Source organism: Serratia sp. CY38905 (assembly GCF_052168875.1).
GTDB lineage: Bacteria > Pseudomonadota > Gammaproteobacteria > Enterobacterales > Enterobacteriaceae > Serratia > Serratia sarumanii.
This window is the reverse complement of the sequence record NZ_JBJNLV010000001.1, coordinates 727793-754011: the sequence shown is the minus strand read 5'-3', so window position 1 is coordinate 754011 and position 26219 is coordinate 727793. Positions and strand designations below refer to the sequence as shown.

The following is a 26219-nucleotide window of genomic DNA, read 5'->3' as shown; positions in this document are numbered from 1 at the left end:
GAAACAACCGTTCTTTAACGTTTTTGCTTCAATATTGATAACTAACTCTAACTTTCATGATGCACTGACGGTGCAAGCGGAGCCGCGTGCGGCGAAAAGGGAGGGCAGGTAATGCTAGCGCAACTGGCTGTCTTTGCTGCCGCGCCGGTTATACAGGCTGGCGGCCGCGTGTTTTTTGTCTTGTTCGGTCTGGCAGGCGAGGCAAAAACGCACGCCGGTTAACGCCTTGCGGCGCGCCTCGGGGATCGGCTCTCCACATTCCTGGCAATAGCGCTCGCTCTCGCCGTGCCCGAGCGCTTCACGCGCGCGCTGCACCGCATCGTCGACGGTGGAATCAATCTGATCTTGTACGGCGCCGTCCGCCGCCCAGCCGCTGGCCATCGTTACCTCCTGACAAAGGAACCTTACCGTTTAATATGGGCCGTTTTTTGTACAATGCAACGGCCGCGCAAAAGAAAACAGGCCGGGCGAAGCCCAGCCTGTTCTGCCCGGAACGACGGGCGCTCTGCAACTTTTTAGCGTTATTCGATGTTGGATTCGATGAACCACAGGAACTTGTCCAGATCGCGCGAGGCGGCGGTGAACATGTCGGCGGTATCTTCGTCTTCCACTTCGGTAATGGCTTTACGGATGTCATTCGCGACCGCGCCGTAGCGATCGGCCAGCGCTTTCAGGTGCTCTTGCACGCTGTGGATATTGGTCGGATAGCTTTTCAGCGGCGTGCGATCGTTAACCACCTGTACGGTGCCCAGCGCCACGCCGCCCAGTTGCACCACGCGTTCGGCGAAGGTGTCCTGATGCTCGATGATGGCGGTGCGGAAGCCGTCCAGCATTTCATGGACCGCGATGAAGTTTGCGCCGCGCATGTTCCAGTGCGCCTGCTTGGTGATCAACGAAAGATCGATGAATTGCACGACCTGATGGTTCAGCGCCTTGATGGCGGCCAGTTTGACTTTTTCGTCCAGATCGTTACGGGTATACAGCAGATCAGAAGATTTCGTTTTCACCAGTTTAGCGGTACTCATATCAGATATCCTCTTGATTAGTCGTTGTCCTATTTCGTTACGGGATCAATTATAGCAGGGGTATTTATTTTTGCCGCACGAAAATGGCTATTGCACAAATAGGAATGGACGAATGGCACTATTTTTATTTGTTTTTTGTTTTTGTGTAACTTTATGAAAGTTATTGTTATTTCAATTTAAGTTATTATTTATGTCAGTGAAGATTTACCCCTGTTATTTTATTTTCTGGCGGCATGCGGGTTCGGCTAAATATTTGCTTTGTTATCGGGGTGTTAATTTCAAGCCTATTCAGATTGATAGCCGTAATTGATGCGGATAAAGTAAGGGAATTAACCCCGGTCTTTATTGGCGAATGATGAAAATTAACGTCGTCGGCACCAGCGGCAGCGGTAAAAGCACCCTGGCGCGTCAACTGGCGGAACGGCTTGACGTTCCCTATATCGAGATGGACAGGCTCTATTGGCGGCCCGAGTGGCAGGGGACGCCCGATGATGCGTTTCTGGCGCGGCTTGAGCAGACGCTGGCCGAAGCGGGAGGAGGCTGGGTGCTGGACGGCAACTACAGCCGCACGCAGGCGATCAAGTGGCGCGAGGTCGACTATATCCTGTGGCTGGACTACGGCTTCTGCCGCACGCTGTGGCAGGCCGTGCGCCGCGCGTGCCGGCGCGCGGCCAGCAAACGCGAGCTGTGGCCGGGCACCGGCAATCGGGAAAGTTTCCGCCGTTCTTTCTTCAGCCGCGAGTCGATCGTGCTGTGGACGATCCGCACTTACTCGAAGAACCGACGAAAATACCTGGCGGAGATGGCCCGTACCGATGCAGGGCGCCGTTTCAAGCGCTTGCGCTCTCCCCGCCAGGCCGCCGATTTTCTACGGACGCTGCCGCAGGTTCACAGCAGCAGGCGGTGATGGATCCTCACTACCGCTTTCTTGATGTGCTGCGGCCGCTGCCACAGGCAGCCGGTTTTGTGCGCTTCCATCTGGAAAAAGATCGCGAACATGCCGTGCGTCATGTGCAGCGTTTGCGGGTGGCGTTTGATGTCCAGCAGCAGAAGGTCGCTATTTTCCGCGTGGGGATGTTCGCGGTGCCAGTCGCCCGCCAGGCCGTATTCGATGCGTTCTTCGCCGCTGATCAGCAGATGCAGCGCGATGTACTCCTGATGCATTTCGGCGCGCTTTTCCGCCGCCGGCACGGTGGTCAGCGTCATCACGTCCATAAAGATGTTGTCGCCGTCGATCGGGTGATGGCCCAGCGCCAGTTCGGGCAGGTCGCATCGGCGTAACTCGGTCAGGGTTGAAACCAGCGCCGGCGCGAGTCCGCGGCCGAAGCGGGGGTTGAACAGGCTGTTGTGAATCACTGTTATTCTCCATGTGAGCGAAAGTCCAAAGAGCCTGCGATACAGGCTAAGGGGAAGTATGCCGATTTGTCACGAGGAAAACAGTTAACCCGCCTGCATTCCGACGTTGCGGTCGGCAGGCGAGTCAGGCGATCAGGAAAGGCTTTCGAGGCGCGGCTTGGGGCGAATGGTCAGGGCGGAGCCCATGGAGGCGGCGATAATCGCCGCCAGCGCCAGCCATTGCACGCCGCTCAGGTGTTCGCCGAGGAACAGCATGCCGGACAGCGCCGCCATCGCCGGTTCGAGGCTCATTAAGGTGCCGAAGGTGCGCGCCGGAATTTTGGGCAGCGCGATGATCTCCAGCGAATATGGCAGCGCGGTGGAGAGGATCGCCACCGCCAGCGCCACCGGCAGAATATCGAGATTGAACAGCACGCTGCCGGTTTGCCAGGCGCCGATCGGGCAGAACACCAGCGCGGCGATCAAGGAGCCGAGCGCCACCGTACCGGGGCCGTGATCGCCGCCGGCTTTCTGGCCGAAGATGATATAGACCGCCCAGCAGGCGCCGGCGCCGAGCGCACAGGCGGCACCGAACGGATCGATCCCGCCCACGCCGTGGCCGAGCGGCAACAGGAACCATAACCCGGCGATCGCCAGCGCCACCCAAAGAAAGTCGATCGGCCGGCGCGACGAGAACATGGCCACCGCCAACGGGCCGGTAAACTCCAGCGCCACGGCGATGCCGAGCGGCACGGTGCGCAGCGACAGGTAGAACAGGTAGTTCATCGCGCCGAGCGACAGGCCGTAAATCAGCAGCGGCAAGCGGCTGCCGGCGACGATGCGCATACGCCACGGGCGGAAGATAATGAACAGAATCAGGGTGCCGATGAAAAGGCGCAGCGTCGTAATGCCTTCGGCGCCCACGATCGGGAACAGGCTTTTGGCCAACGAGGCGCCGCTCTGGATAGACACCATGGCGATGATTAACAGACAGATGGGCAGCAGCGCGGAGGGCGCTCTGCCGGAAGTAGATAACGACATCCTTAACGAGCCTTTTTTGCGCCGTTCCTCAGCCTTGAGAAAACGGTCGAAACGGGGATGCGAGCAGTGTAAATGAAATGGCGAAAATCTGTCTGAGAAAAGCGCGCATCGCGGTGAAATCCGCCGATCCTCGGATGAGATGCGGCGGATTTGGTCAAAAAGTGCGCTTTTTCTTAAGAATTATCTGGATATTAAATTGGTGATTTTTGTCACAGAAAGCCGTAGAATACGGCCGAAAATAGAGCGAAAAGAAGCAGATACACTGTTCTTGAAATCTTCTGTTACACGATATAAAGCTTTAGACACTCATTTCAAGGCAGAGTTTCACGCTAATTTTTGTTATATTTTCAAAGCATGAACAAATGGATGTACTTAATAATAAAACGCGTTTGAGGTGGTTATGAAAAAAATTGCATGTCTTTCCGCAGTAGCAGCTTGCGTATTAGCAGTTAGCGCAGGTACCGCATTCGCTGGTCAGAGCACCGTATCCGCTGGCTATGCGCAGGGTGATCTCCAAGGCGTTGCTAACAAGGCCGACGGTTTCAACCTGAAATACCGTTACGAGTTCGACAACAACCCACTGGGTGTGATCGGCTCCTTCACCCACCTGGAAAAAAATCGTTCTGAAAACGGTTTCTACAAGAAATCTCAGTACGATTCCATCACCGCAGGTCCAGCTTACCGCTTCAACGACTGGGCGAGCATCTACGGTGTGATCGGTGTTGGCTACGGCAAAAACATCGACAACGCCCAGGCTGGTGGTAACAAAGGTGGCAACAGCGACTACGGCTTCACCTACGGTGCCGGTCTGCAGTTCAACCCAATCGAAAACGTTGCCCTGGACGTTGGCTACGAGCAGAGCCGCATCCGCAGCGTGGACGTTGGCAGCTGGAACGTTGGCGTAGGCTACCGCTTCTAAGATTTCTTCATGCCTGCGGGCGTGAATGCGCGGCACAGGTTGCCGCGCGGATAAAAAATCCGCCTTCGGGCGGATTTTTTTTATCTGTCATTGGCCGCCGCGCCCCGTCGGCTGCGTCGAAAAGCGTGCGCTGCGGGCATCGCGCTCATAGCCTTGCGGTTCGGTCAGTAAACCGTACAGCTCGGGGCGGCGTCCGTAAATCCAGCGGCGGCCGGTGCTGAGCGGGATCAGCGTCAGATCGAGATCGGCACTGACCATCCGGTCTTCCGCCGCCCAGGTCTCCGCCACGATGCGGCCGTAGGGATCGAGGATCATCGCATTGCCGGTGCGTACCTCATCGTCATCGCGGCCCACGCCGTTGCTGAACAGCAAAAACAGCCCGTTGTCGTGAGCGCGCGAGGGCAGCCAGCGCATCAGCCAGCCGCGGCCGTGTTCGCCGCGAAAGGCGGCTTCTATCGCCTGCGGATCTTCCGCCCGCCGCTGCCACAGCGCCTGTGGGATCGGCTTCATGCCGTGCGGGCTGCGCGAATGGGTGCCGCCGGTCTGGTGCGGGGCCATCAACACCTCCGCGCCCAGCAGCGCCGTTGCGCGCACATTCTCCACCAGATTGTTGTCCCAGCAGATCAATACGCCCACGCGCACGCCCCAGGGGGTGTCGAATACGGTATAGCGATCGCCGCTGGCGATAGCCGGGTGTTCGAAGGCGTGCAGTTTACGGTGCACATGCAGCGCGCCGTCCGGCAGGCATACGGCGTAGGCGTTGTAGCAACGGCCGTCGTCGCCCAGCTCGATCAGCCCGACGCCGATCGCCATGTTGTAACGCTCCGCCAGCGGGCGAATGCGCGCCAGCGAAGGGCTGGCGGCGATCGGTTCCGCCAGCGCCCGCACTTCGGCGTCGGACAGATGGCGCACGTGCCAATAGCCGGTGATGCACATTTCCGGGAAGGCCAGCAGCTGTACCTGCTGCTCGGCCGCCTGAGCGATAAAGCGCTCAATGATCGACAGGTTGTAATTCTTATCGTTGGCGCGATGCTGGAACTGCACCGTGGCGGCGCGCAATGAGATGGTCATGGTGTCTCTCCGGTTAGGGTCTGCGTTGATTACAGCAGGTGGATTGATTACTGTATAATCAATTAAATTCCTTATTTGATAACCTGATGGAATGGATATAAAACAACTGCGCGCCCTGGTGGCGCTGGCCGAGCAGGGCAACTATCGACAGGCGGCGAGCCGGCTGTGCATCAGCCAGCCGGCGCTGAGCAAGCAGATTCAGGCGCTGGAAACCCAGCTCGGCGTTCGATTGTTCGAGCGTGGCCGACAGGGCGCGGTGCTCACCGCCGGCGGGCAGCGGCTCTACCCGGAGGCGCAGGCGCTGGTGGAACAGTACCAGCAGTTTCAGCGGCGCGCCCGGCGGGTGGCGCTCGGGGAAGCGGGGCGGCTGGCGCTGGGATTTGGCCTCTCCAGCTTTCATCTGGCGCCGCAGCTGGTGGCGGCTTTTCGCCAACGGTTTCCCGAGGTGGCGATCGGCCTGGAGGACATCCCGTCGGAGCGGCAGTATCAGTTGCTGTTACAGGGGGAGTTGCAGGCGGGGTTCGTGCGTTTGCCGGTCAATACGCCGCTGTGCGGCGTGGCAATGCTGAGTGACCGGTTGGTGCTGGCCGCGCCGGGCGCGCTGGCGCTGCGCGCCGACGATCTGATGGCGCGTTTCAATCAGCTGCCGCTGTTGCAGTTGACTCCGAAGCGCGGGCGCGGGCTGAGCGATCAGTCGCTGCGGTTTATCGCCGCTCACCGCTTGACGCCGAACGTGGTGCAGCAGGCCGGCGATATTCAGACGCTGTTGGCGCTGGTCGCCGCCGGCGTCGGCGTTGCGCTGCTGCCGCACAGCATCACGCATATCGCGCCGGCCAGCATCGACATTTTACCGCTGAGCGGCGAGGAAACGGAGTGGCAGGTCGGTATCGCCTGGGACCCGCAGCGCGCCGACGCGCTGCGGGACAACTTTGTTCAGACGGCGTTGGCGATGCAACGCGGTTAGGTTTTAGAGCGGGCAATGCATCACGACGATCGGGCTTTGGTGATACTCGCTGCGGTGGCTTTCGCTAAAGCCGACTTTTTTCGCCAGCGCCAGCGAAGCCTGGTTTTCCGGCGAGATGATGCAGACGGTTTTCTCCCCCGGCAGGTGCGTTTTACCCCAGGCCAGCGCCGCCCGCAGTGCCTCGGTGGCGTAGCCTTTGCCGTGCGCAGAACTCACCAGCGTCCAGCCCATTTCCGGCGCGTCGAGCGCCGGGGTGATATCGCGCAGGCCGTCGAAGAAGCCGATGCTGCCGAGGTACTCGCCGCTCTGTTTGTCACGCACCGCCCAATTTCCATACCCCAACAGCGCCCAGTGGCCGGCGTAGCGCATCAGGCGCCCCCAGGAGTCTTCCCGGTCGCGCGGCGTGCCGCCGATATAGCGTACCACCAGCGGATCGGCCCACAATGCGGCCAGCGACTCGAAGTCGTCCAGCCTGTGCGCGTCCAGCTGCAGGCGTTCGGTGACGAGCGTTGGCGCGGTGTTGATTATGGTCATGTTGCAGCTCCTGCACAGGGTGAAAGGCGATGAAAAACAACGGCGTTCAGTATGCCAGAGAAATCACACCGCCAGCCACAACAGCCAGGTGAACAGAAAGCCGCTCAGGCCGAGCAGGGTGGTCAGCACCGTCCAGGTTTTCAGGCCGTCGGCCACCGACAGCCCCAGATAGCGCGTGACGATCCAAAAACCGGAGTCGTTGACGTGGGAAAGCCCCAGCCCGCCGAAACAGGTCGCCAGCGTCACCAGCACCAGCTGCAGCTGATTCAAGCCGCTGACCGCCTCCGACAACAGGCCGCCGGTGGTCAGGATCGCCACGGTGGCGGATCCCTGCGAAGCGCGCAGCGCCAGCGAAATGATAAAGGCGGCGGGCACCAGTGGCAGGCCGATGGCCGTCAGCACCTCCGCCAGCGCCTTGCCGACGCCGGATTCTACCAGCACCTTGCCGAACACGCCGCCCGCGCCGGTCACCAGGATCACCACCGCGGCGGTCGGCAGCGCAGCGCCCATCACATCGCTGGCGTGTTGCAGGCTCCAGCCGCGGCGCAGCGCCAGGAAGTAGAAGGCCAGCAGCAGGGCGATCATCAGCGCCACCGCCGGCGAGCCCAGCAGCGACAGCGTATCGCGCAGCGCCGAGCCGGCAGGTAACAGCGTGGCGGAGACGGTGCCGAGCATGATGATGGCGATCGGGATGACGATCAGCGCTGCCACCAGCCCGGCGCCGGGCGGGTTGATGCGATCGCTGAGCGGCGCTTGCCCTTCCGGACGCGGTTCAGGCGCCGCCAGCTGCAGCTGTTCCAGCACTTCTATCGATAACGGATAGGTTTTGCGGTTGAGGTAGTTGGCGGCGAAATAGCCGATCGCGCCGACCGGAATACAGATCGCGAGGCCGATGATAGTCAGCCAACCGATGTCGGCGTTGAGCAAACCGGCGGCGGCCACCGGGCCGGGGTGCGGTGGCAGCGCGACGTGAACCGTCAACATCACGCCGGCCATCGGCAGGCCGAACTTCAGCGGCGACACTTTGGCGACCTTGGCGAAGCCGTAGATAATCGGCGCCAGAATGATAAAGCCGACGTCGAAGAACACCGGAATGCCGAGGATAAACGCGGCGAGGGTCAGCGCGGCGACGGTGCGTTTCGGCCCCAGCCCCTGGCTGAAGCGCTGCGCCAGCGACTCGGCGCCGCCCGAGTGTTCGATCATGCGGCCAAGCATCGCCCCCAGGCCGATGATGATGGTCACCGAGCCGAGCACGCCGCCCATCCCGGCGGTCATCACTTTCATCACTTCACCGGTCGGAATGCCGCTGGCCAACGCCACCAGCAGACTGACCACCAACAGCGCGACAAAGGGTTGCACCTTCGCCTTGATGACCATCAATAACAGCAGCACCACGCCGAGTACGGCAATCAGCAACAGCAGAGAGGTAGACATGAAAAAAGCCTTTCGTTGGGTAAGCGTTGGGCACCGCGATCGCCGCGTGGCGATACGGGTGCGTTTCATTGTTATAAAATCGATTTCCTGGTGTCGGCGGCGGCGTTAGCGGTAAGGTTTCAGCCAGCCGAGCCCGGCGGCGGTGTCGCCGCGCGGCCGGTATTCGCAACCTACCCAGCCTTGATAACCGAGCGCATCCAGCCTGTCGAACAGCCACGGGTAATTCAGTTCGCCGTCATCCGGCTCATGGCGATCCGGCACCGAGGCTATCTGGATATGCGCGTAGCGCCCGGCCAGCGTTTCCAGCAGCCCGCTGATATTGCCATCTACTAACTGCGCGTGGAAAAAATCGAACTGAATGAACACGTTCGGTCTCTCGATAGCCGCCACCGCCTCCGCCGCCTGATGTTGACTGGCGAACAGGTAGTCGGGTTTGACCGGTGGGCTGAGCGCTTCGATCAGCACCTTGACGCCGTGCGGGGCGAAGGCGTCGGCGGCATAGCGCGCATTGGCGATAAAGGTGTCGAGATAACGCTGCCGGTCCGCGCCCGCGGGCACCACGCCGGCCATCAGGTGCACGCAGGGGCAGGCGAGGGCGATGGCGTAGGCCAGCGCGCGATCGATATCGGCGCGCGCATCCTGCTCGCGGCCCGGCAGCGCCGCCAGCCCCCATTCGCCGGCGGCGACATCGCCGGGCGCGGTGTTGAACAGCACCTGTTGCAGGCCGTGTTCGCGCAGTTTTTCCGCCAACAGCTCGGCGGGATGCTCGTAAGGGAACAGGAACTCCACCGCGTTGAAGCCTTGTTCGGCAGCGGCGGCGAAGCGCTCGAGGAACGGCACTTCGTTAAACATCATCGATAAATTGGCGGCAAATTTAGGCATGGGTCAGCTCCGTAATTCGGCAATTTCATCATCGGTCAAATAGCGGATCGGACGATCGCCGAGGGTGAAGATCAGCCGCGCCGCATCTTCCATCTCTTCGGTATTGTCCGCCGCCGCTCGCAGGTCTTTACCCGTCACCACCGGCCCGTGGTTGGCCAGCAAAAAGGCGCGGTGGGTGGGCGCCAGGCGGGCCAGATCCTGCGCCAGCCTTTCGTCGCCGGGGCGATAGTAGGGCACCACCGGCACCTTGCCGACGCGCATCACCACATAGGGGGTGAACGGTTTGATGGCGTTGTCGACGTCCAGCCCCTGCAGGCAAGAGAGCGCCGTGAGGTAGGTGCAATGCAGGTGCACCACCGCTTTGCATTCCGGGTTGTTCAGATACAGCGCGCGGTGAAAGCTGATCTCTTTCGACGGCTTGTCGCCGGACAGCCAGTCGCCGTTCAGGCTCACTTTAGACAGACGATCGGCCTGCAGCTCGCCGAGACAGGAGCCGGTCGGCGTCGCCAGCAGCGCGCCGTCCGGCAGCAACAGCGAGAGGTTGCCGGCTGAGCCGGTGGCGTAACCGCGTTGGAAAAACGAGGCGCCCAGGCGCACCATCTCTTCTCGTGCCTGCTGTTCGATGGTTGTGGTCATACTGGAAACTCCGTTTGCGCGCGCGCGAAGAAGGCTTCATCGCCAAAATTGCCTGATTTCAATGCCAGGGAAATGGCCCGATCGCTGGCGCGCACCCAGGGAACGCCGGGGGAAATGCTGGGGCCGATATGGAAGCCGCGAATGCCCAGCGCCTGCGTGACCACGCCGGAGGTTTCGCCGCCGGCGACGATAAAGCGGCTGAATCCCAACTGGCGCAGTTGCACTACCAGCTCGGCGAACAACGCCTCCACCGCCTCGCTGGCGGCGCTACCGTACTGCCGTTGCGTTTGCTGCAGCGCTTCCGGCGCTGCGGTGGCGTAGATCAGCGGGGCAAGCGCCTCCCCGGCGTGACGCTGCGCCCAATGCGCCAGCTCGGCGGCGTAGGCGGCGCGCGCCTGCGGATCGAGACAGCGGCCGATATCGATGGCCTGCGCCGCCGCGCGTTCGCGGTAGTGCGCCACCTGCCGGTTAGTCATGACGGAGCAAGAACCGGACAGCACCGCCGCTTTCTCGCCCTGCGGCGCGCCGGCCGCCTCTGCCGAACGCTCGCCGTTCTGCGCCCACTGCCGCGCCAGGCCGATCGCCAGGCCCGAACCGCCGGTCACCAGCTTCATCGTTTTCAACGCTTCGCCCTGGCTGAGCAGATGCCGTTCGTTGAGCGTATCCAGCACCGCGTAGCGCACGCCTTCCTGCGCCAATTGCCGCAGTTTCTCGCTGACCGCCCCGGCGCCGCGATCCATTTCCGCCGCCGTCACCAGCCCGCAGCGCCCGGTGGCCTGGGATTCCATCAGGCGCAGCAGGTTGCTGTCGGTCATCGGCGTGACCGGGTGATGACGCATGCCGGATTCGGACAGCAGCTGTTCCCCGACGAACAGGTGGCCCTGATAGACCGTGCGGCCGTTTATCGGCAACGCCGGAGATACCACAGTGAAACTTTCCCCCAGCGCGGCGAGCAGGGCGTCGGTCACCGGGCCGATATTGCCCTGCGCGGTGCTGTCGAAAGTGGAGCAGTATTTGAAGTAGAACTGGCGGCAGCCCTGTTTTTGCAGCCAGGCCAGCGCCTGCAACGACAGTTCGACCGCCTGCTCTGCCGGGCAGGAGCGCGATTTCAGGCTGATGACCGCCGCCTGCGCGCTGACCGGCGTTTCGTCTTGCGGCACGCCGTTCAACTGCACCGTCGGCAGGCCGTTTTGCACCAGAAAACTGGCGATATCGGTCGCGCCGGTAAAATCATCCGCGATTACGCCGAGCAGCATCAGATTGCCTCCTTTTTCTGCGGCAAATCGATGCCGGCAAAGATTTTGATTACCGCACTGTCGTCTTCTTTACCGTAACCGGCGTTGCTGGCGGCGGTAAACATGGTGAAGGCGGTGGAGGCCAGCGGCAGCGGGAAGTGCAGCGCCTTGGCGGTATCGGCCACCAGCCCCAGATCCTTGACGAAGATATCCACCGCCGATTTGGGCGCATAGTCGCCGTCGACCACGTGGCGCATGCGATTTTCGAACATCCAGGAGTTGCCGGCGGCGTGGGTGACCACGTCGTACATCACGTCCAGCGGGATGCCGGCGCGGGCGGCCAGCGCCATGGCTTCCGCTCCGGCGGCGATGTGCACCCCGGCCAACAGCTGGTGGATGATTTTAACCGTCGCGCCCAGGCCGATCGCCTCGCCGATGCGGTAAACCTTGCCGGCGATGGCGTCCAGCACGGGTTGCAGGCGCTCGAAGGTGGCGTCGGCGCCGGCGGCCATCACCGTCATCTGGCCTTCCTCCGCCTTGGCCGCTCCGCCGGAAACCGGCGCATCCAGCATCGGCAGCCCGTAGTCCAGCAGCCGTTGCTCGATCTGTTTGGCGTCATCGGCGGAAATGGTCGAAGAGACCATCACCGCGGTGCCCGGCTTGAGCTTTGGCGCCAGGCCTTGTTCGCCGAACAGGATCTGCTTCACCTGGGCGGCGTTCACCACCAGCAGCAGCACGGCGTCCAGTTCGGCGGCGAAATCGCGCGCGCTGGTAGACGCGTGTTTTGCGCCGGCCTGTTGCAGCGCCGCCAGCGCCTGCGGATTCAGGTCCGCCCCGTAGGTGGTCAATCCGGCGCGGAGGCACGAGCGCGCCGCGCCCATGCCCATCGCGCCCAGCCCAATGACGCAGACGGCATAATTCCCTGGGTGTGTCATACTGCACTCCTGTTAATTTTAGTGATAATTTGTTTTGTTGTGTTAAATGTAAGCGCTTGACGGCCGTTTATCCGCGATCGATATCACAATAATTAACAATGTGTGAGACGAATTCTTCGTACGGTTTCTGGCCTGTATCAACATTATTGTTATGTTTTTAAATAAGTTTATGTTTTTCTGGCGTCACTGCGCGCGCCGTCACGCCGCGAAAAATTAGGGCTATCGGCGAACGAAAATTGACGTAAAATCACAATTATTATCACCGCAGCAACGAGAGGGAACCGTGATACCTGTAGAACGCCATCAACAAATTCTTGCGCTGGTATCCGAACGCGGCGTCGTCAGCATTGCCGAGCTGACCGAACGGCTGGGGGTGTCGCATATGACGATCCGCCGCGATTTGCAAAAGCTGGAGGAACAGGGCGCGGTGCAGTCGGTCTCGGGCGGCGTGCAGGCACCCGAGCGGGTGGCGAGCGAACCTTCGCACCAGGCCAAAGAGGGGATGTTCAGCCGGCAGAAAATCGCCATCGGCCGGCTGGCGGCGCGGCAAATTCCCGCCAATAGCTGTATTTATCTGGATGCCGGCACCACCACGCTGGCGCTGGCGAAGCAGATCGGTGAACGTGACGATTTGACGGTGGTGACCAACGACTTTGTCATCGCCGGCTTCCTGATCGAACACAGCCAGTGCAGAATCATCCACACCGGCGGCACCGTGTGCCGGGAAAACCGCTCCTGCGTCGGCGAAGCGGCGGCGCAGGCGCTGCGCGGTCTGTTTATCGATCTGGCGTTTATCTCCGCCTCTTCGTGGAGCATGCGCGGCCTGTCGACGCCGAACGAAGACAAGGTGATGGTAAAGAAGGCCATCGTCGAGGCCAGCCGCCGCTGCATTCTGCTCAGCGACACCTCGAAATACGGCAAGATCGCGACCTACCTGGCGCTGCCGATCGCCGCCTTTGACGCCGTCATTACCGACGAGGGGCTGCCCGCCGCCGCGCGGGAGGCAATCGAGCAAGCGGGGCTTGCGTTGCTGACGGCAGGGGAAGAAGAGTAAGAACGAACCGGAGTCAGGATGAAAGTTCGGTATCGATGCCACATGCGGGCGGTTCACTTGCTTCAACGCCGTCGCGTTCACGCCATTCGCGGCGCCTTTGTTCCGCCCATTCTTCGTGGAAAGCTTGCATCTCTTTTTGGTGCCGTTCCTTCATGCTCATAGGGGTTGGGTGGGATTCTGCCGTTAACAGGCGGGATTTCGATGACATATAATCCGTCCTCAATAAGCTCCTGGTTGTACAAATAATGTACGCGACGCGCGTGTTTTTTCAAGAGCGAGTCATAAATTCTGGCTAATGCCGGCCTGAGCGGTACGCTGAAAACCAATCTTGCTTGGTATTGCGCAACAAAGGTGACGATCGCCAGACCAATGCCATTAATGAAGAGTTGTTCTCGTTCATATCGGGTGTACGCCATCCTGGTATAGGTATCAAATAAGGATCTGGCTACTTCGGCGCGGACTTCCAATGCTTTTACATCATACAGTTCCATGGCATACGCATTGTCCAATATTTCCGAGGTGGGATAAGCCCCAATAAGCCATTGACGCATCCTTAACGTCGCTTTTTTAAAATCAAGGTAATACGCAGCAGCAGCGCCTGCATTTTTATAAACCGTTATTCGGTATCTATACTCTGTGGCTGGTCGCGCATTGATCTCCCTCACATCAATCTCCATGATGAAATCATTTTTACTATTATTTTTCCTATAGTTATCCCCTTTGTGACGAACCGATTATTAACTGCGGCGGAGAAGATCCTCCAGCCGCCGATGGCGCTTATGCGCAGCGCCGCGCAAAACTAAATGCCGCTGAACCAGTTGTAGCCCTGATCTTCCCAATAGCCGCCCGGATTGACGTCGCTGACGAAGATGGCGGCGATATGTTTGGCGTTTTTGAACCCCAGCTTGGTGGGCACCCGCAGCCGCAGCGGGTAGCCATAGTCCGCCGGCAGCGCCTTGCCGCCGAAATCCAGCGCCAGAATGGTCTGCGGGTGCAGCGCGGTGGCCATGTCGAGGCTGGAGTAGTAGCGATCGGCGCATTTGAAGCCGACGTAACCGGCATTCAGATCCGCCCCGACGTGCTGCAGAAAGGTGCGCAGCGGCACGCCGCCCCATTGGCCGATGGCGCTCCAGCCCTCAATGCAGATCAGACGCGTGATCTGGCTTTGCTGCGGCAGCCGCTGCAGCTGTTCCAGCGTCCAGGGCGCTTTTTTCTCCACTTTCCCTGCGACTTCAAGCCGGTAGCCGGCCAGATCGATCTCGGGGACGTTGTATTCCGGGTAAAACGCGTTGAAGGGGAAAGGCTGGGTAATCTGATCGGGCCGGTAAGTTTGCGCCAGCCGCTGGCCGCTGAACAGCCAGGCCTGCACCCGGTCGTTCCAGCGCGACATGGCCCACAGCACCTTATCCACCCGATCGCCGTCTTGCAGGTTGCAACCGGTGAGCATGGCGATGCCGCCCAGCGTCAGGCCGGAGCGCAGCATCAGGCGGCGCTGCAGATTGACCAGCTGCTTTTTTTGGTCCGGTTCCAGTTTTGGCGCGGTTGCCCGCGGCTTTTTCTCATTCATGTTTGCCACCCGTTATCATCGCCCACAGCGTTTTGGGCACGACGATCACCATAAAGACGTGGATCGCCACGAACAGGCCAATGCCGACCATGGCGAAGAAATGCACGTAGCGCGCGAAATCGAAGCCGCCAAACAGGGCGACCAATCCCTGCAGCTGAACCGGCTTCCAAATCGCCAGGCCGGACAGCACCAGCAATAGGCCCAGCGCCAGCACGCCGAGGTACATCAGCTTTTGAATGGCGTTGTAGTGGCCATGCCGGTGGCGCAGGCGCAGCGTCAACGCCAGCCAGATATCCTGCCGCAGCGCGCCGACGCGAAGCGGCAACAGATCGCGGCGAAAATGGCCGCTGAACAGGCTCCACAGCAGATAGCAGGCGGCGTTGAGCGCCAATAGCCACATCACCGCCAAATGCCAACCAATCGCGCCGCCCAGCCAACCGCCCAGCGTCATCTGCGGCGGAAAGCGGAAATCGAACAGCGGCGAGGCGTTATAGATCTCCCAGCCGCTCATAAACATGCACACCATGGCGAACAGGTTGATCCAATGAGTGATTCGAACCGGCCAGCGATGCACCGGCCGCGACGCGTTGGTTTTCATGGCTTTCTCCGGTTACATCGGCGGTACGGTGCCGTCTTTGCCGGCGGATATGCGGGTGGCGACGCGCTCGCCCTTATCGTTGACGGCGGAGAACAGCACGATGTGCACGCCCGGCTTCAGCAGGCTCAGATCGCCCGGATCCAGCGTCACGATTGGCACGTCTTCCGGCACGACGACGGTTTTCTGCTGGTTGCCGTAGGTGACGGTCAGGGTGCGGCCGTTGGATTTCACCAGTTTGCCGACGGTGCCGTTGGTCATGGTGTCCACTTTGCCGTCGGCGGATTCCCAGGCCGAGTGCCCTTCGCCGGTGCCGCGCAGGCTGGCGGCGAACACGTGCACCTCCAGCGCTTTGAGCGTGCCGTCCGGCTGCGGCACGGCGGCGGTGCCGATAAAGCTGTCCGGTTTGATGTCGTCCAGCGTGGCCTTGGACACGCTGAGCACTTTGGTCTGATCGTTCAGCTTGACGCTGAGCGTCTCACCCTTGCGATCGGTCAGCTGCAGATTGCCGTCGGCCACCTGGCTGATGGTGCCGCGCAGCGGCGCGATAACCTTGCCCGGCGTTTGGGCGGCGGCGGCCAGGCCGCTGGACAGCAGCAAGGTGGACAACAGTAAACCGGCTATACGATGACGGGTAATCATAACGTTCTCCTGAAATGAGTTTGCCGGGTAAGCATGGTTGAGCCATTGGGTCAGCGCCATGGCCGTTTGATGACATTAATGTCATCAAGTTTGTCCGCTGAAGCTGCTAGTATTTTTGCAGACGTAACGAGGTGGCGAGCATGCGAATACTGGTAGTTGAAGACGATATCGGCACAGGGGATTACCTGAAGAAAGGGCTGAGCGAGGCGGGGTACGGCGTCGATTTGGCGCGCACCGGCACCGACGGGTTGTTTCGCGCGTTGGAGCAGGATTACGATGCGATCGTGCTCGACGTGATGCTGCCGGGGCTGGACGGTTGGCAGATCATCGAGGTGCTGCGCAAGAAAAGCGACGTGCCGATTCTGTTTCTCACCGCTCGCGACGGCGTGCAGGATCGCATCCACGGTCTGGAGCTGGGCGCGGACGATTATCTGATTAAACCGTTTTCGTTCACCGAACTGGTGCTGCGTTTACGCACCTTGCTGCGCCGTGGGCCGGCGCGCGAAGCCGATCATTATGCCATCGCCGATCTGCAGCTGGACGTGCTGCGCCGCCGGGCGGTGCGTCAGGAACAGGTGATCCCGTTGACCAACAAGGAGTTCATGCTGCTGCACCTGCTGGTGCGGCGCGAGGGAGAAGTGCTGTCGCGCACGCAGATCGCCTCTCAGGTGTGGGACATGAATTTCGACAGCGACACCAATGTGGTTGACGTGGCGATCAAACGCCTGCGCGCCAAAATAGACCGGCCGTTCGACGTCAAGCTGATCCACAGCGTGCGCGGCATCGGCTATGTCTGCGAGCCACGCTCGTGAACGGGCGCACTTCACGTCGGCCGGTGTCGCTGACGCTGCGCACCGCCACGCTGTTCGCGCTGGTGGCCGCTTTGGTGGTGAGCGGGACGGGCGGGTATCTGTATAGCGCCATGCGCCAGGAAATGACGCTGCGCAGCGATCTGCAGGTGACCGGGCGCGTAGAGTATTTCCGCCATTTGCTGGGACAGCGCTTTCCTTTGGCGCGCCTGACCGCCAATAACGGCCTGTTTGAAAACATGCTGGGCAATGAACAGGACGTGCTGATTTTCCAAATTCCGGGGCAAAAACCGCTCATCAACGTGAACCCGGCCGGGGTGGCATTGCCGCCGATCGCGCCGACGCCGGCCGGCCAGGCGCAGACGTTGGCCGCCGTGCGCGGCGGGGAAACGGCGCAGGGGGTGCCGCTGCGTGCGGCGTCGGCGATGGTGCGCCTGGAAGACGGCAGCCTGTTGCAGATCTCCGCCGCGCACGTGATGGTCAACGAGCAGAAGATGCTGGCGCGTTACCTGTGGCGCATCGTCGCGGCGGTGGCGGTGGCTTTCCTGCTGATTGCGCTGCTGGGGTATGGGGTCATGCGCCGGGGATTGAAGCCGTTATGGCGCATGGCGGCGCAGGCAGCGCAGATTGCGCCCAATACGCTGTCGACGCGCCTCAGCGAGCAGGGGGCACCGAAGGAATTGCAGCAACTGACCCGTTCGTTCAATGCGATGCTCGATCGATTGAATGAAGGCTATCAGCGCCTGACGCAGTTTTCCGCCGATCTGGCCCATGAGATCCGCACCCCGATAGGGGCGCTGATGGGCCAGTGCCAGGTGGCGCTTTACCAGCCCCGCAGCGTGGAGGAGTACGAAACCCTGCTGTCGAACAATATGGATGAGCTGGAGCGCATTTCCCGCATGGTGGAAAACATCCTGTTCCTGGCGCGCGCCGGGGAGGCGCAGTCTGCGCTGAACTACAGCCGTCTGGATGTGGCGCTGGAACTGCGGCGGGTGGCGGATTACTTCGAAGGGCTGGCGGAAGAACGCGGCATCGCGCTGAGCTGCGAAGGGGAAGGCGAGCTGAAGGCGGACGCGATGTTGTTCCAGCGGGCGCTGAGCAACCTGGTGGCCAACGCGGTGCGCTATGCCGATGAAAACAGCCTGATCGCGTTGCGGGCTGAACGGCGCGCCGATGCCTGGTGGGTGCAGGTTATCAATCAGGGGCCGCCGATCGCGCCGGCACAGCTGGAAAAACTGTTCGATCGTTTCTACCGCGCCGATCCCGCGCGCAGCGCCGGCAATCATGCCAGTGGGCTGGGGCTGTCTATCGTGCGCGCCATCATGACGCTGCACGGCGGTGAGGTGCGCGCGCAGTGTTCCGCTGGCCAGGATGCTGCTTGCTTGACCTTTAGCCTGATATTCCCTTCATCAGTTCAATGAACTGCGCGAATGTTTTCGCCTGTTGCGAATAATGCGACAGGCGTCATTCGTAAGCTTTTCCTTTCATTATTATTTCCCCAGCGCCTTGGCTGAACCTAAATTTTAACATTTGCGTCGCGGCAAGCGTGTTAATTCATCAGGCTAATGCGTATGCCGGCTATATGTGATTGCGCTCAACATTCACGTGTTATTATTTTTTTATTAAAATTTAGTTCTTCGACCATTTTTTGAGATGATTTTCCTTAAAGTTTGTAATCTGCGATATAAAAAACTAACTTTGTGGTTTTTATCGCGTCAATATATCAATGGGCGTGGTGATTGGTTAACCTTTGGTTATGGTTTGCAAGAAAAATCCTATATAACGGTGGTGAGGTGAAAAAGCGTATTTCGTGGCGTTGATTGCGTGGTTTTTCTTGCCTGCATTTGGGTGTTTTTGCGAATTAACCCGATTTAATATTTCATTAACATTTGACGCCAAACTATAAATTATCGCTATAGTGAAAACATGTGAATAAAATGAAATATAGATTTAATGACCATATTCTCTTTGACGCAGACACCAGAACCCTTAGCCCAACTGATTTTTCTGACGATCCCATATCCATATCCAGTCCTTCCAAGCGGTTGTTGCTGCTGCTGATTGCCCACCATGGCGAGGCCGTGGGGCGTGAATTGATATTCAAGAAGGTCTGGGACGATTACGGCATGGTTTCCAGCAATAATAATCTTAATCAGTGCGTCAGCAAATTACGTCGGGTGATTAAAAATCTGGGCGTCGAGGAAGAGGTTATTGTCACTGTCCCTAAAGTGGGTTTTATGCTGCGTGATGAGATTACCATCGAGTCTTATGAGGAAGCGGAAGATAGACACGATGCAGAACCCGCCGCCTCTTTGCCGGAGCCTGCGCCCGAAGCGGCGATAAACCCGCCATCCGCAACCGTCATCAACCGGGCCACCTCTTTTTTCGGTGATTCCCGCCGCGGCTGGCTGATGATCTGTGCATTGGTCCTGGGGGGCATCCTCATGGCCATTGCTGTCACCGCCTATTTCAGCGGCTCGGAGGCCCGGCAGGAGAGCTACCTGGGAAAGTCCGGCAATTGTAAGGTTTTCATGTCCTTGCCTGCCGCCTCGGCGTCGGTCAACGCCAGCCTGAATCGGGACATTCTGGCTTACGCCGCTCACCAAACGGGAGAATGCAGCGGCGATGAGTTTTTGCTGGTGGTGCGCAGCAATCAGGTCAGGGCTTACATTTCCGGCATTTCCCGCTTATTCCTGCTGCGCTGCAAGATTTTGCGTGAACATAAAATGGAGATCTGTTCCGGTTTGGAAAGCGACAATGCCGAGTTTATTAATTGACCATCGTTAGCCGTCGGCCCAACGCGATTGAAAGGACGGTGGATATGACAAAAATATTACAGCATTGAAATTGAACGTTTGATTTTCATTTGGCGGGGTGCCGTGTGGCGTTTATCGAGAGGTATTTCCCTTTCTCTACCGCTTTCTACCTCATTATGGTGATTATGTATGGTTAAAGCCGATTTCGGTGATGCGCTGCTATTTTTTGAACCCAGCTATTTAGTGAGAACAGGAATGGAAGCATTTCTCGTTACCCGATCAAGTGACAGGTATTTTATCGATACCTTGAGCGAGCTGGAGGGAGCATTGAAAGGGGGGAAGCCGCGCACGCTTATTATGGAGTTATATCATCAGAACGAATATTTGTATGATGTATTGCGGTTCGTTCTGACGGCAAAAAATGTCTGGCCGGAAATTCCCTTGGTGATTTTCACCGCGGTAGAACACCCCGGTATATTAGCGCTGTTAGCGACGGATGCGCGCATAGCTATAGTGGCAAAGGAGGAGCCTTTGCATTGCCTGCGTGATGCCATTGCGGCTGCGGGTGAGTTCTCCGGCTATCGTTCCCCGCATATTCGCGCCCGGTTGGCCCATTCGCCTGTCGCATTATCTGACGGTGAATGGCGAGTTTTGGCCATGATGGCTGCCGGCGCATCTCCACGAAGCATTGCCAACCTGACCCGGCGAAGTTACAAAACCATCAGCTCCCATAAACTGAATATTATGCGAAAACTGGGCCTTAATCAGGCCGGTTTTATGCGGCTTATTCTTACCCTGAGAACCCGCTATCCTTCCTGAAATGTGGCAAGAGTCACCTCTTCTCTGCAGCAGTCGATCTTCATTGGCTGCTGCTCTCCTGAGTTAATCCAATCAATCTTCTCTCCTCAACGAATGATGCGGCGCTGAAATTCTGTACGGACATGGCAAGGATAAACAGGGCTGCTTTGTGGTTAAACAACAACCGCTTTGATGGGGGTAAACCACAATATGATTGTGCTTTCATCAAAGGCTTAATCCGTGTTTTAACGTGACTGGAGGTGGTTAAAACCTTAATTGCGGTATTTAAATCTAAATATTTGAACTTTAATAGTTAATGATTCTTTTTTGATCGGCTGGGGATATTCTTGTGGCGTCAAGCAGACTGGCTAAACGCAGTGATGCAAACGGCTGGCTGAGAATGGACGAAAGAAAGAAAACATATTCAACATTGAAGGGAGTTATACCATGAAGAAAATGACACTGGCTCTGGCGATCGTTTCCGCCTTTGCAGCGGTCAGCACTGCTCAAGCCGCCGACGTTACCGCTCAGGCGTTGGCAACCTGGTCTGCGACCGCCAAGAAAGACACCACCAGCAAACTGGTTGTGACGCCGATTGGCAGCCTGACCTTCAACTATGCAGAAGGCATTAAGGGTTTCAACAGTCAGAAAGGCCTGTTTGACGTCACCGTGGAAGGCGATACCACGGCCACCGCTTTCAAACTGACCTCAAAACTGGTCTCCAATACGCTGACTCAGCTGGATACTTCCGGTTCTACGCTGGAAGTCGGGGTGAACTACAACGGTGCTGCGGTAGAGAAAACGGCTGAAACCACCATGATCGACACCACCGCCGGCATTTTGGGCGGCAATCTGAGCGCCCTGTCCAACGCCTATAACCAGGCCGGCCGCACCAGCGCGCAGGATCAATTCACCTTCAGCATCATCGGCGCGACGTCAAACGGCACCACCGCCGTCACGGATTTCAGCACGTTGCCGGAAGGTATCTGGAGCGGCGACGTCAGCGTCGAGTTCAACGCGACCTGGACTTCCTAATCCCCCGAACGATCTGCACCTGGCAGGGGGGAGACCTCCTGCTATTTATCGCTCATCAACGCCAGTGGAATACCGCAATGACACGCTTTTCTCTCGCCGTCACCCTGATGTTAATGCTGCTGCGGCCGGCTTTGGCTCTCGATGTGGGTGAGATCAGCTCCTTCATGCCTGGCGACAGCGCGCGCCTGAGCAAGGAAATCAAAAACACCACCGACAGCGGCCGGCTGGTGAACATCAAGATCGAACGCATTTCCAGCCCCCTGGCCTCCGGTACGGCGATCCCGATGAGCAGCCGGGATGAAATGCTGCTGTCGCCCGCCAGCCTGATCTTGCCGGCCAACGCCAGCGATGTGATCCGCTTTTACTACAAGGGGCCGAACGATGCTCAGGAGCGCTACTACCGCATCGTTTGGTTCGATCAGGCGCTGAGCGAGGCGGGGCAAAACTCGGCTCGGCGTAATGCCATGGCCACCACGTCGGCGCGCATCGGCACCATTTTGGTGGTGGCGCCTCGGCAGGATCGCTTCGCCTATCAGTTCGCCAACGGACGGATCAAAAACACCGGCAACGCCACGTTCAAAGTGGTGGCCTACGGCAATTGCAGGAACAAGCAAGACGGCAGCGACTGCAAGGAGAACTATTTCGTGATGCCGGGCAAGGAACGCGCCTTCAGCAAGGTTGACGTCAACGATAAAAAAGGGCGCGTCGCGCTGTGGCACGGCGAACAGTTTATCCCGGTGAAGTAATGCGCGCGTTATCCACGATGGATGCAAAACAATCACGCAAGGAGTGGCATGTGAACGCTGTGCTGTTGAAAACGCTTTTGGCTGCCGGTGCGCTGGCGCTGCCGACGCTGTTGCCTGGCCGTATGGCGATGGCGGCCGGTTTGACGCAGATTAACGGCGTGCTGATCCCGCAAACCTTCAGCCTGGCGTTGCGCGAGGGGATGAGTATTCCGCTGTTGTTGCATTATGAAAAGAGCGATGGCGTCAAAGACGACAGCCGCATCGGCCATGCCTTTCTCTACCTGGATCAGGACAGGCTAACGATTCGTCGGGTGACGCTGGAGGATAACGACGACGGCGCCCGGCTGACGGCGGCGATAGCCGGCCAGCTGCAGGCTTTGCAGGATGCGCCATTCGATCGGCAGCAGCATATCCGGATCGCGGACGACGCTTGGCTGGCGCTGGATTTCCGGCAGCTCAACCTGCAGCTGGTGGTGAAGGAATCCGCGCTCGGAACGGTGCTGCGCGCCCGCTCCAGCGACATCGGCGCGTCCAGCGTGGATGCCGTAAGCAGCACGCTGGATTATAACCTCGGAGTCTACGATAACCGGGCCCGCGCCAGCGAAGGCAATACCTCCAGTTATTTATCGCTCAACAGCGTTACCGCATTGCGTGAACACCACGTGGAGTTGAACGGTTCCATCTACGGTATCGGCAGCGGCGATGAAAACGCCACGTTGTACAAAGCGATGTACGAGCGTGATTTCGCCGGCCGCCGTTTCGCCGCCGGCATGCTGGACAGCTGGAATCTGCAGTCGCTGGGGCCGGTCACCACCATCAACTCGAGCAAGATTTATGGTCTGTCCTACGGCAACCGCGCCAACTCGACGGTATTCGATAATTCCCAATCGCTGACGCCGATCGTGGTTTTTTTCCCCTCGGCCGGCGAGGTGCATTTGTCGCGCGATGGGCGGCTGCTCAGCGTGCAAAACTTCACGATGGGCAACCATGAAGTGGACACCGGCAGCCTGCCCTACGGCATTTATGACGTCGAGGTGGAGATCGTGGTCAACGGCAAAGTGGTGGATAAACGCATGCAGCGAGTGAATAAACTGTTCAGCCCCAATCGCGGCGCCAATGCGCCGCTGGCCTGGCAATTCTGGGGCGGGATGCTGCGCATGGACGACTGGCGCGGCGAACGGGAACGCCACCGCCCGGCAAAGGACTCTTATTTGCTTGGCGCTTCGGCTACCGGCAATCTGCAAACGCTTAATTGGGCGCTGTCGGGGTATTCGTTTGACGGCAACGCCGTCGGCGAGAGCCGCGTCAGCCTGCCGGTGACCGAGTCGATTCAGATCAACCTGCAAAATATGGCGGCCTCCGATCGCTCCTGGAGCCTGGTCAACAGCGTCAGCGCCGCGTTGCCCGGCGGCTTCAGCAGCGTATGGATCAATCAGGAGAAAACGCAGATTGGCGATCGTCTGTTGCAAAATGACGCCTATAACCGCGCCGTTGGCGGCAGCCTTAATCTGGGGGCGCTGTGGTCTCCGCTGGGCACCCTGAGCGCCAGCTACAACGACGATAAGAAGAACGACAGCCACTATTACAACGCCGACTATTACCAGAACATCTTTACCGGCCGCTTCGGCACGCTGGGCGTGCGTGCGGGCGTGCAACGCTACAACAACGGCAGCAGCAACGCCAATACCGGCAAGTACATCGCGCTCGATTTTTCACTGCCGATGGGCAACTGGCTAAGCGCCGGCGTTTCCAATCAAAACGGCTACACCACCGCCAACCTGGCGGCGCGCAAGGACATCAAGGACGGGCCGATCCGCACCCTGGGCGCCAACCTGTCGCGGGCGATTTCCGGTGATACCCGCGGCGACAACCGCTTCAACGGCGGTGGCTATGCGCGCTTCGACACCAAGTATTCTGCCGGCACGCTCAACGTCAGCAGCTCCGCCGACGGCTACGTTAACAGCAGCCTGACCGCGAGCGGCAGCATGGGCTGGCAAGGGCGTGATATTGCCATCAGCGGCCGCAACGAAGGCAACGCCGGGATTATCTTCAATACCGGCATTGAAAACGACGGCCTGCTGACCGCACGGGTTGACGGCCGGATGGTGAAGCTGAGCGGCAATAAGAATTACCTGCCTTTGTCGCCTTACGGTCAGTACGACGTTGAGCTGATGAACAACAAAAACTCGGCGGAGAGCTTCGACATCGTCACCAAGCGCAAGAGCAAGCTCACCCTGTATCCGGGCAACGTGGCGGTGATCTCGCCGGAGATAAAACAGATGGTGACGGTGTTCGGCCGCATCAAGGCGGAGGACGGCACGCTGCTGGCCAACGCCTATATCAAGAACCATATCGGCCGCACCCGCACCGATGAGAAAGGCGAATTTATCATGGACGTCGACAAAAAATTCCCGGTTATCGATTTTACCCACAGCGGCAATCAGACGTGCGAAGTGGATTTGGATCTCAGCAAGGCGCAAGGCGCGGTGTGGGTCGGCGACGTGATCTGCACCGGGCTGAAAACCTATGCGGGCAATCTGTCATCCGGGGAGTCTGACCATGAGAGCTAACGTTGCGCTGTTGTTGTTGGCGCTGGTCGCCCCCGCGCTGCAGGCGGCGGTCAGCCAGACCAACTGGCCGGATGCGGCGGTCATGAAATTTGTCTTCGTGGAGAACAACGCCGACGACAATTTTTTCGTTACGCCGGCCGGCGGGCTGGATCCGCGCATGACCGGCGCTAATAAGTGGACCGGGCTGAAATACGGCGGTTCCGGCACTATTTATCAGCAAAGCCTGGGGTACGTGGACAATGGTTACAACACGGTGCTGAATGCCAACTGGCGCTATGACATGTGGCTGGAAAATGCGCCGATAAAGAATCCGTTCCTCGGCTTGCGTTGCATCAACTGGTATGCCGGTTGCAATATGGATACCAGCTTGATTCTGCCGCAGACCACCGACGAAAAGGGATTTTACGGCGCCGTGGTCACGCCAGGCGGCGCAAAATGGATGCACGGCATGATGTCGCCGAGCTTCTATCAGTATCTGAAGCAGATGGCGGCGGGTGACGCTTTCAGCATGCAGATCAACGGTTGCCAAACGTCGGTGGCTTACGATGCCGCGGCCGGCGGCCGCTGCCAGGATCAGGCCAGCGGCAGCTGGTACAAGCGCACCGTCACGCACAGCAAGGCCGCCCACCTGCGCTTTATCAATACCAACGCCGTATCGGAGGTGTTCGTCAACAGCGATGGGGTGCCGATCATCGGCGAGGGCAATGCCGATTGCAAGAACCAGACTATCGGCGCCCGCTCGGGCATCATGTGCAAGATGGTCAGCTATGATTTGCAGACCGACGGCAGCGTCAGCAATACCTCGATTCATGTTTTCCCGGCGATTAACCATGCGGCGCTGTCATCCGCGGTGAACGCCGCCGATCTGCAGTTCAGTCTGAACGGCAACACCTGGAAAAACACGTCGGGCACCGGCAGCTACTATACCTTTAACGAGCTGAAGAGCAGCAATGCCGTCTATGTGTTCTTCTCCAGTAACTTCTTCAAACAGATGGTCGCGCTGGGGATTTCCGACAGCGGCACCCGCGATCTGATCAATTTCCGTTTTCAGAACACCACCTCGCCGGAGTCGGGATGGTATGAGTTTTCCACCTCAAACCAGCTGATTATCAAGCCGCGCGATTTCAGCATCAGCATTATTTCCGATGATTATGACAACAGCCCACATCGTGAAGGTTATGTCGGCCCGGCGGAGCTGGCGCTGGAGTTCGGCTACCTGGTGACTACCAGCGGCAAAACCGCCGCCGATCAGGTGAGGGTGATGGCGACCGGGCCGACTCGGGCGATCAACGGGGTGAACTATTGCCTCTTTTCTTCCGCGGATAACAGTACCCAGGTGCCGTTTCCCGCCACCCTCGGCATCACCACCAGCACCAACGGCCAGCAGAGCTTCGCCGCCGGCTGCGATGGCCAGTGGCACGACATGACCAATGCGCTCTGGAGCAGCACCCCGTGGAATGATATTTCCGGCGAAGTGGGGGTGCTGAACAAGACTCGCGTGACCTTTAGTATTCCGATGAATAATCCGATCTCGCTGAAAACCGTCGACGGCAACGGTTGGTACGGCGACGTCAGCGCCGCCGGTGAAATTCATGTCGAAGCCACCTGGCGCAACATCAATTGAGGGCAGAGCGTG

At 59.1% G+C, this 26219-nt stretch carries 27 protein-coding genes; 12 read left to right on the top strand and 15 right to left on the bottom strand.

From position 1 onward, the window contains the following. Positions 1-114 precede the first annotated feature (114 nt). On the bottom strand, positions 115-381 hold the full coding sequence (locus ACJ8MK_RS03780) for a DksA/TraR family C4-type zinc finger protein (RefSeq protein WP_033637659.1): 267 nt from the start codon (positions 379-381) through the stop codon (positions 115-117). A 140-nt stretch (positions 382-521) separates the two neighbouring features. Beyond that, positions 522-1025 carry a DNA starvation/stationary phase protection protein Dps gene (dps, locus tag ACJ8MK_RS03775; RefSeq protein ID WP_004939215.1) on the bottom strand — a complete coding sequence of 168 codons (504 nt, stop codon included), beginning with the start codon at positions 1023-1025 and terminating at the stop codon, positions 522-524. A gap of 355 nt (positions 1026-1380) precedes the next feature. Here dps and ACJ8MK_RS03770 point away from each other — a divergent pair, with 355 nt between their 5' ends. Further along, positions 1381-1932: an AAA family ATPase gene (locus ACJ8MK_RS03770; RefSeq protein ID WP_033647478.1), complete on the top strand. Its 552-nt coding sequence runs from the start codon at positions 1381-1383 to the stop codon at positions 1930-1932. Here the strand turns inward: ACJ8MK_RS03770 and ACJ8MK_RS03765 are convergent. Both ACJ8MK_RS03765 and rhtA read right to left on the bottom strand, forming a co-directional pair. Further along, complete coding sequence (locus ACJ8MK_RS03765) at positions 1914-2381, bottom strand: YhcH/YjgK/YiaL family protein (protein WP_033646871.1); 468 nt, start codon at positions 2379-2381, stop codon at positions 1914-1916. The genes ACJ8MK_RS03770 and ACJ8MK_RS03765 overlap by 19 nt on opposite strands. 132 nt (positions 2382-2513) lie before the next feature. Further along, positions 2514-3401 carry a threonine/homoserine exporter RhtA gene (gene rhtA / locus ACJ8MK_RS03760; protein ID WP_004939202.1) on the bottom strand — a complete coding sequence of 296 codons (888 nt, stop codon included), beginning with the start codon at positions 3399-3401 and terminating at the stop codon, positions 2514-2516. 400 nt (positions 3402-3801) lie between these two features. Between rhtA and ompX the strand changes: the two genes are divergently transcribed. Continuing rightward, positions 3802-4320, top strand: a complete 519-nt coding sequence (gene ompX, locus ACJ8MK_RS03755; protein ID WP_033637662.1) for an outer membrane protein OmpX — start codon at positions 3802-3804, stop codon at positions 4318-4320. A gap of 87 nt (positions 4321-4407) precedes the next feature. On the opposite strand, the gene ACJ8MK_RS03750 is transcribed toward ompX, so the two are convergent. After that, the gene (locus ACJ8MK_RS03750) at positions 4408-5391 is read right to left on the bottom strand and encodes a nitrilase family protein (RefSeq protein ID WP_033637663.1); all 984 of its coding nucleotides are present in this window, start codon (positions 5389-5391) and stop codon (positions 4408-4410) included. A gap of 91 nt (positions 5392-5482) precedes the next feature. Between ACJ8MK_RS03750 and ACJ8MK_RS03745 the strand changes: the two genes are divergently transcribed. Further along, on the top strand, positions 5483-6355 hold the full coding sequence (locus ACJ8MK_RS03745; RefSeq protein WP_101427947.1) for a LysR family transcriptional regulator: 873 nt from the start codon (positions 5483-5485) through the stop codon (positions 6353-6355). 3 nt (positions 6356-6358) lie between these two features. Here ACJ8MK_RS03745 and ACJ8MK_RS03740 read toward each other — a convergent pair whose 3' ends face one another. The 6 genes from ACJ8MK_RS03740 to ltnD form a co-directional block, all read right to left on the bottom strand. Further along, positions 6359-6889 (bottom strand): GNAT family N-acetyltransferase, encoded by a 531-nt coding sequence (locus ACJ8MK_RS03740; RefSeq protein WP_338808367.1) that lies wholly within the window; start codon positions 6887-6889, stop codon positions 6359-6361. 63 nt (positions 6890-6952) lie between these two features. Beyond that, positions 6953-8323, bottom strand: coding sequence for a GntP family transporter (locus tag ACJ8MK_RS03735; RefSeq protein WP_033646865.1), 1371 nt, complete (start codon positions 8321-8323; stop codon positions 6953-6955). Between the two features lie 105 nt (positions 8324-8428). Beyond that, positions 8429-9205, bottom strand: a complete 777-nt coding sequence (otnI, locus tag ACJ8MK_RS03730) for a 2-oxo-tetronate isomerase (protein WP_049233524.1) — start codon at positions 9203-9205, stop codon at positions 8429-8431. Between the two features lie 3 nt (positions 9206-9208). Beyond that, a complete protein-coding gene (otnC, locus tag ACJ8MK_RS03725; RefSeq protein WP_033637668.1) occupies positions 9209-9841 on the bottom strand; it encodes a 3-oxo-tetronate 4-phosphate decarboxylase in 633 nt (210 codons plus the stop codon). Next, positions 9838-11097 carry a 3-oxo-tetronate kinase gene (gene otnK, locus ACJ8MK_RS03720; RefSeq protein ID WP_080289896.1) on the bottom strand — a complete coding sequence of 420 codons (1260 nt, stop codon included), beginning with the start codon at positions 11095-11097 and terminating at the stop codon, positions 9838-9840. The genes otnC and otnK overlap by 4 nt, the downstream gene beginning before the upstream one ends. Further along, on the bottom strand, positions 11097-12011 hold the full coding sequence (gene ltnD, locus ACJ8MK_RS03715) for an L-threonate dehydrogenase (RefSeq protein ID WP_033646860.1): 915 nt from the start codon (positions 12009-12011) through the stop codon (positions 11097-11099). Before ltnD ends, otnK begins: the two co-directional genes overlap by 1 nt. Before the next feature lie 283 nt (positions 12012-12294). Here ltnD and ygbI point away from each other — a divergent pair, with 283 nt between their 5' ends. Beyond that, positions 12295-13065 carry a DNA-binding transcriptional repressor YgbI gene (ygbI, locus tag ACJ8MK_RS03710; protein WP_033637671.1) on the top strand — a complete coding sequence of 257 codons (771 nt, stop codon included), beginning with the start codon at positions 12295-12297 and terminating at the stop codon, positions 13063-13065. A 77-nt stretch (positions 13066-13142) separates the two neighbouring features. Here the strand turns inward: ygbI and ACJ8MK_RS03705 are convergent, their stop codons facing one another. The 4 genes from ACJ8MK_RS03705 to ACJ8MK_RS03690 form a co-directional block, all read right to left on the bottom strand. Continuing rightward, positions 13143-13742, bottom strand: a complete 600-nt coding sequence (locus ACJ8MK_RS03705; RefSeq protein WP_041034124.1) for a hypothetical protein — start codon at positions 13740-13742, stop codon at positions 13143-13145. 122 nt (positions 13743-13864) lie between these two features. Continuing rightward, positions 13865-14632, bottom strand: coding sequence for a molybdopterin-dependent oxidoreductase (locus ACJ8MK_RS03700; RefSeq protein ID WP_033637672.1), 768 nt, complete (start codon positions 14630-14632; stop codon positions 13865-13867). Next, a complete protein-coding gene (locus ACJ8MK_RS03695) occupies positions 14625-15230 on the bottom strand; it encodes a cytochrome b/b6 domain-containing protein (RefSeq protein WP_033637673.1) in 606 nt (201 codons plus the stop codon). The genes ACJ8MK_RS03700 and ACJ8MK_RS03695 overlap by 8 nt, the downstream gene beginning before the upstream one ends. A 12-nt stretch (positions 15231-15242) precedes the next feature. Then, complete coding sequence (locus ACJ8MK_RS03690; protein WP_033653393.1) at positions 15243-15869, bottom strand: hypothetical protein; 627 nt, start codon at positions 15867-15869, stop codon at positions 15243-15245. A 140-nt stretch (positions 15870-16009) separates the two neighbouring features. Between ACJ8MK_RS03690 and ACJ8MK_RS03685 the strand changes: the two genes are divergently transcribed. The 8 genes from ACJ8MK_RS03685 to ecpD all read left to right on the top strand — a co-directional run bounded on the left by ACJ8MK_RS03685 (position 16010) and on the right by ecpD (position 26207). Further along, the gene (locus tag ACJ8MK_RS03685; protein WP_033637675.1) at positions 16010-16681 is read left to right on the top strand and encodes a heavy metal response regulator transcription factor; all 672 of its coding nucleotides are present in this window, start codon (positions 16010-16012) and stop codon (positions 16679-16681) included. Beyond that, a complete protein-coding gene (locus ACJ8MK_RS03680; RefSeq protein WP_442517506.1) occupies positions 16678-18099 on the top strand; it encodes a heavy metal sensor histidine kinase in 1422 nt (473 codons plus the stop codon). The genes ACJ8MK_RS03685 and ACJ8MK_RS03680 overlap by 4 nt, the downstream gene beginning before the upstream one ends. Positions 18100-18615: 516 nt before the next feature. Beyond that, the gene (locus ACJ8MK_RS03675) at positions 18616-19455 is read left to right on the top strand and encodes a winged helix-turn-helix domain-containing protein (RefSeq protein WP_033646852.1); all 840 of its coding nucleotides are present in this window, start codon (positions 18616-18618) and stop codon (positions 19453-19455) included. A gap of 168 nt (positions 19456-19623) precedes the next feature. Beyond that, positions 19624-20253 carry a helix-turn-helix transcriptional regulator gene (locus ACJ8MK_RS03670; protein WP_103773812.1) on the top strand — a complete coding sequence of 210 codons (630 nt, stop codon included), beginning with the start codon at positions 19624-19626 and terminating at the stop codon, positions 20251-20253. A 426-nt stretch (positions 20254-20679) separates the two neighbouring features. Next, complete coding sequence (gene ecpA / locus ACJ8MK_RS03665) at positions 20680-21267, top strand: common pilus major fimbrillin subunit EcpA (RefSeq protein ID WP_033646847.1); 588 nt, start codon at positions 20680-20682, stop codon at positions 21265-21267. Positions 21268-21344: 77 nt separating this feature from the next. Continuing rightward, positions 21345-22013, top strand: a complete 669-nt coding sequence (locus tag ACJ8MK_RS03660; RefSeq protein ID WP_060438939.1) for a hypothetical protein — start codon at positions 21345-21347, stop codon at positions 22011-22013. Between the two features lie 50 nt (positions 22014-22063). Then, positions 22064-24583 (top strand): CS1-pili formation C-terminal domain-containing protein, encoded by a 2520-nt coding sequence (locus ACJ8MK_RS03655; RefSeq protein WP_172904872.1) that lies wholly within the window; start codon positions 22064-22066, stop codon positions 24581-24583. Beyond that, complete coding sequence (ecpD, locus tag ACJ8MK_RS03650) at positions 24573-26207, top strand: fimbrial adhesin EcpD (RefSeq protein WP_442517505.1); 1635 nt, start codon at positions 24573-24575, stop codon at positions 26205-26207. The genes ACJ8MK_RS03655 and ecpD overlap by 11 nt, the downstream gene beginning before the upstream one ends. Positions 26208-26219 lie beyond the last annotated feature (12 nt).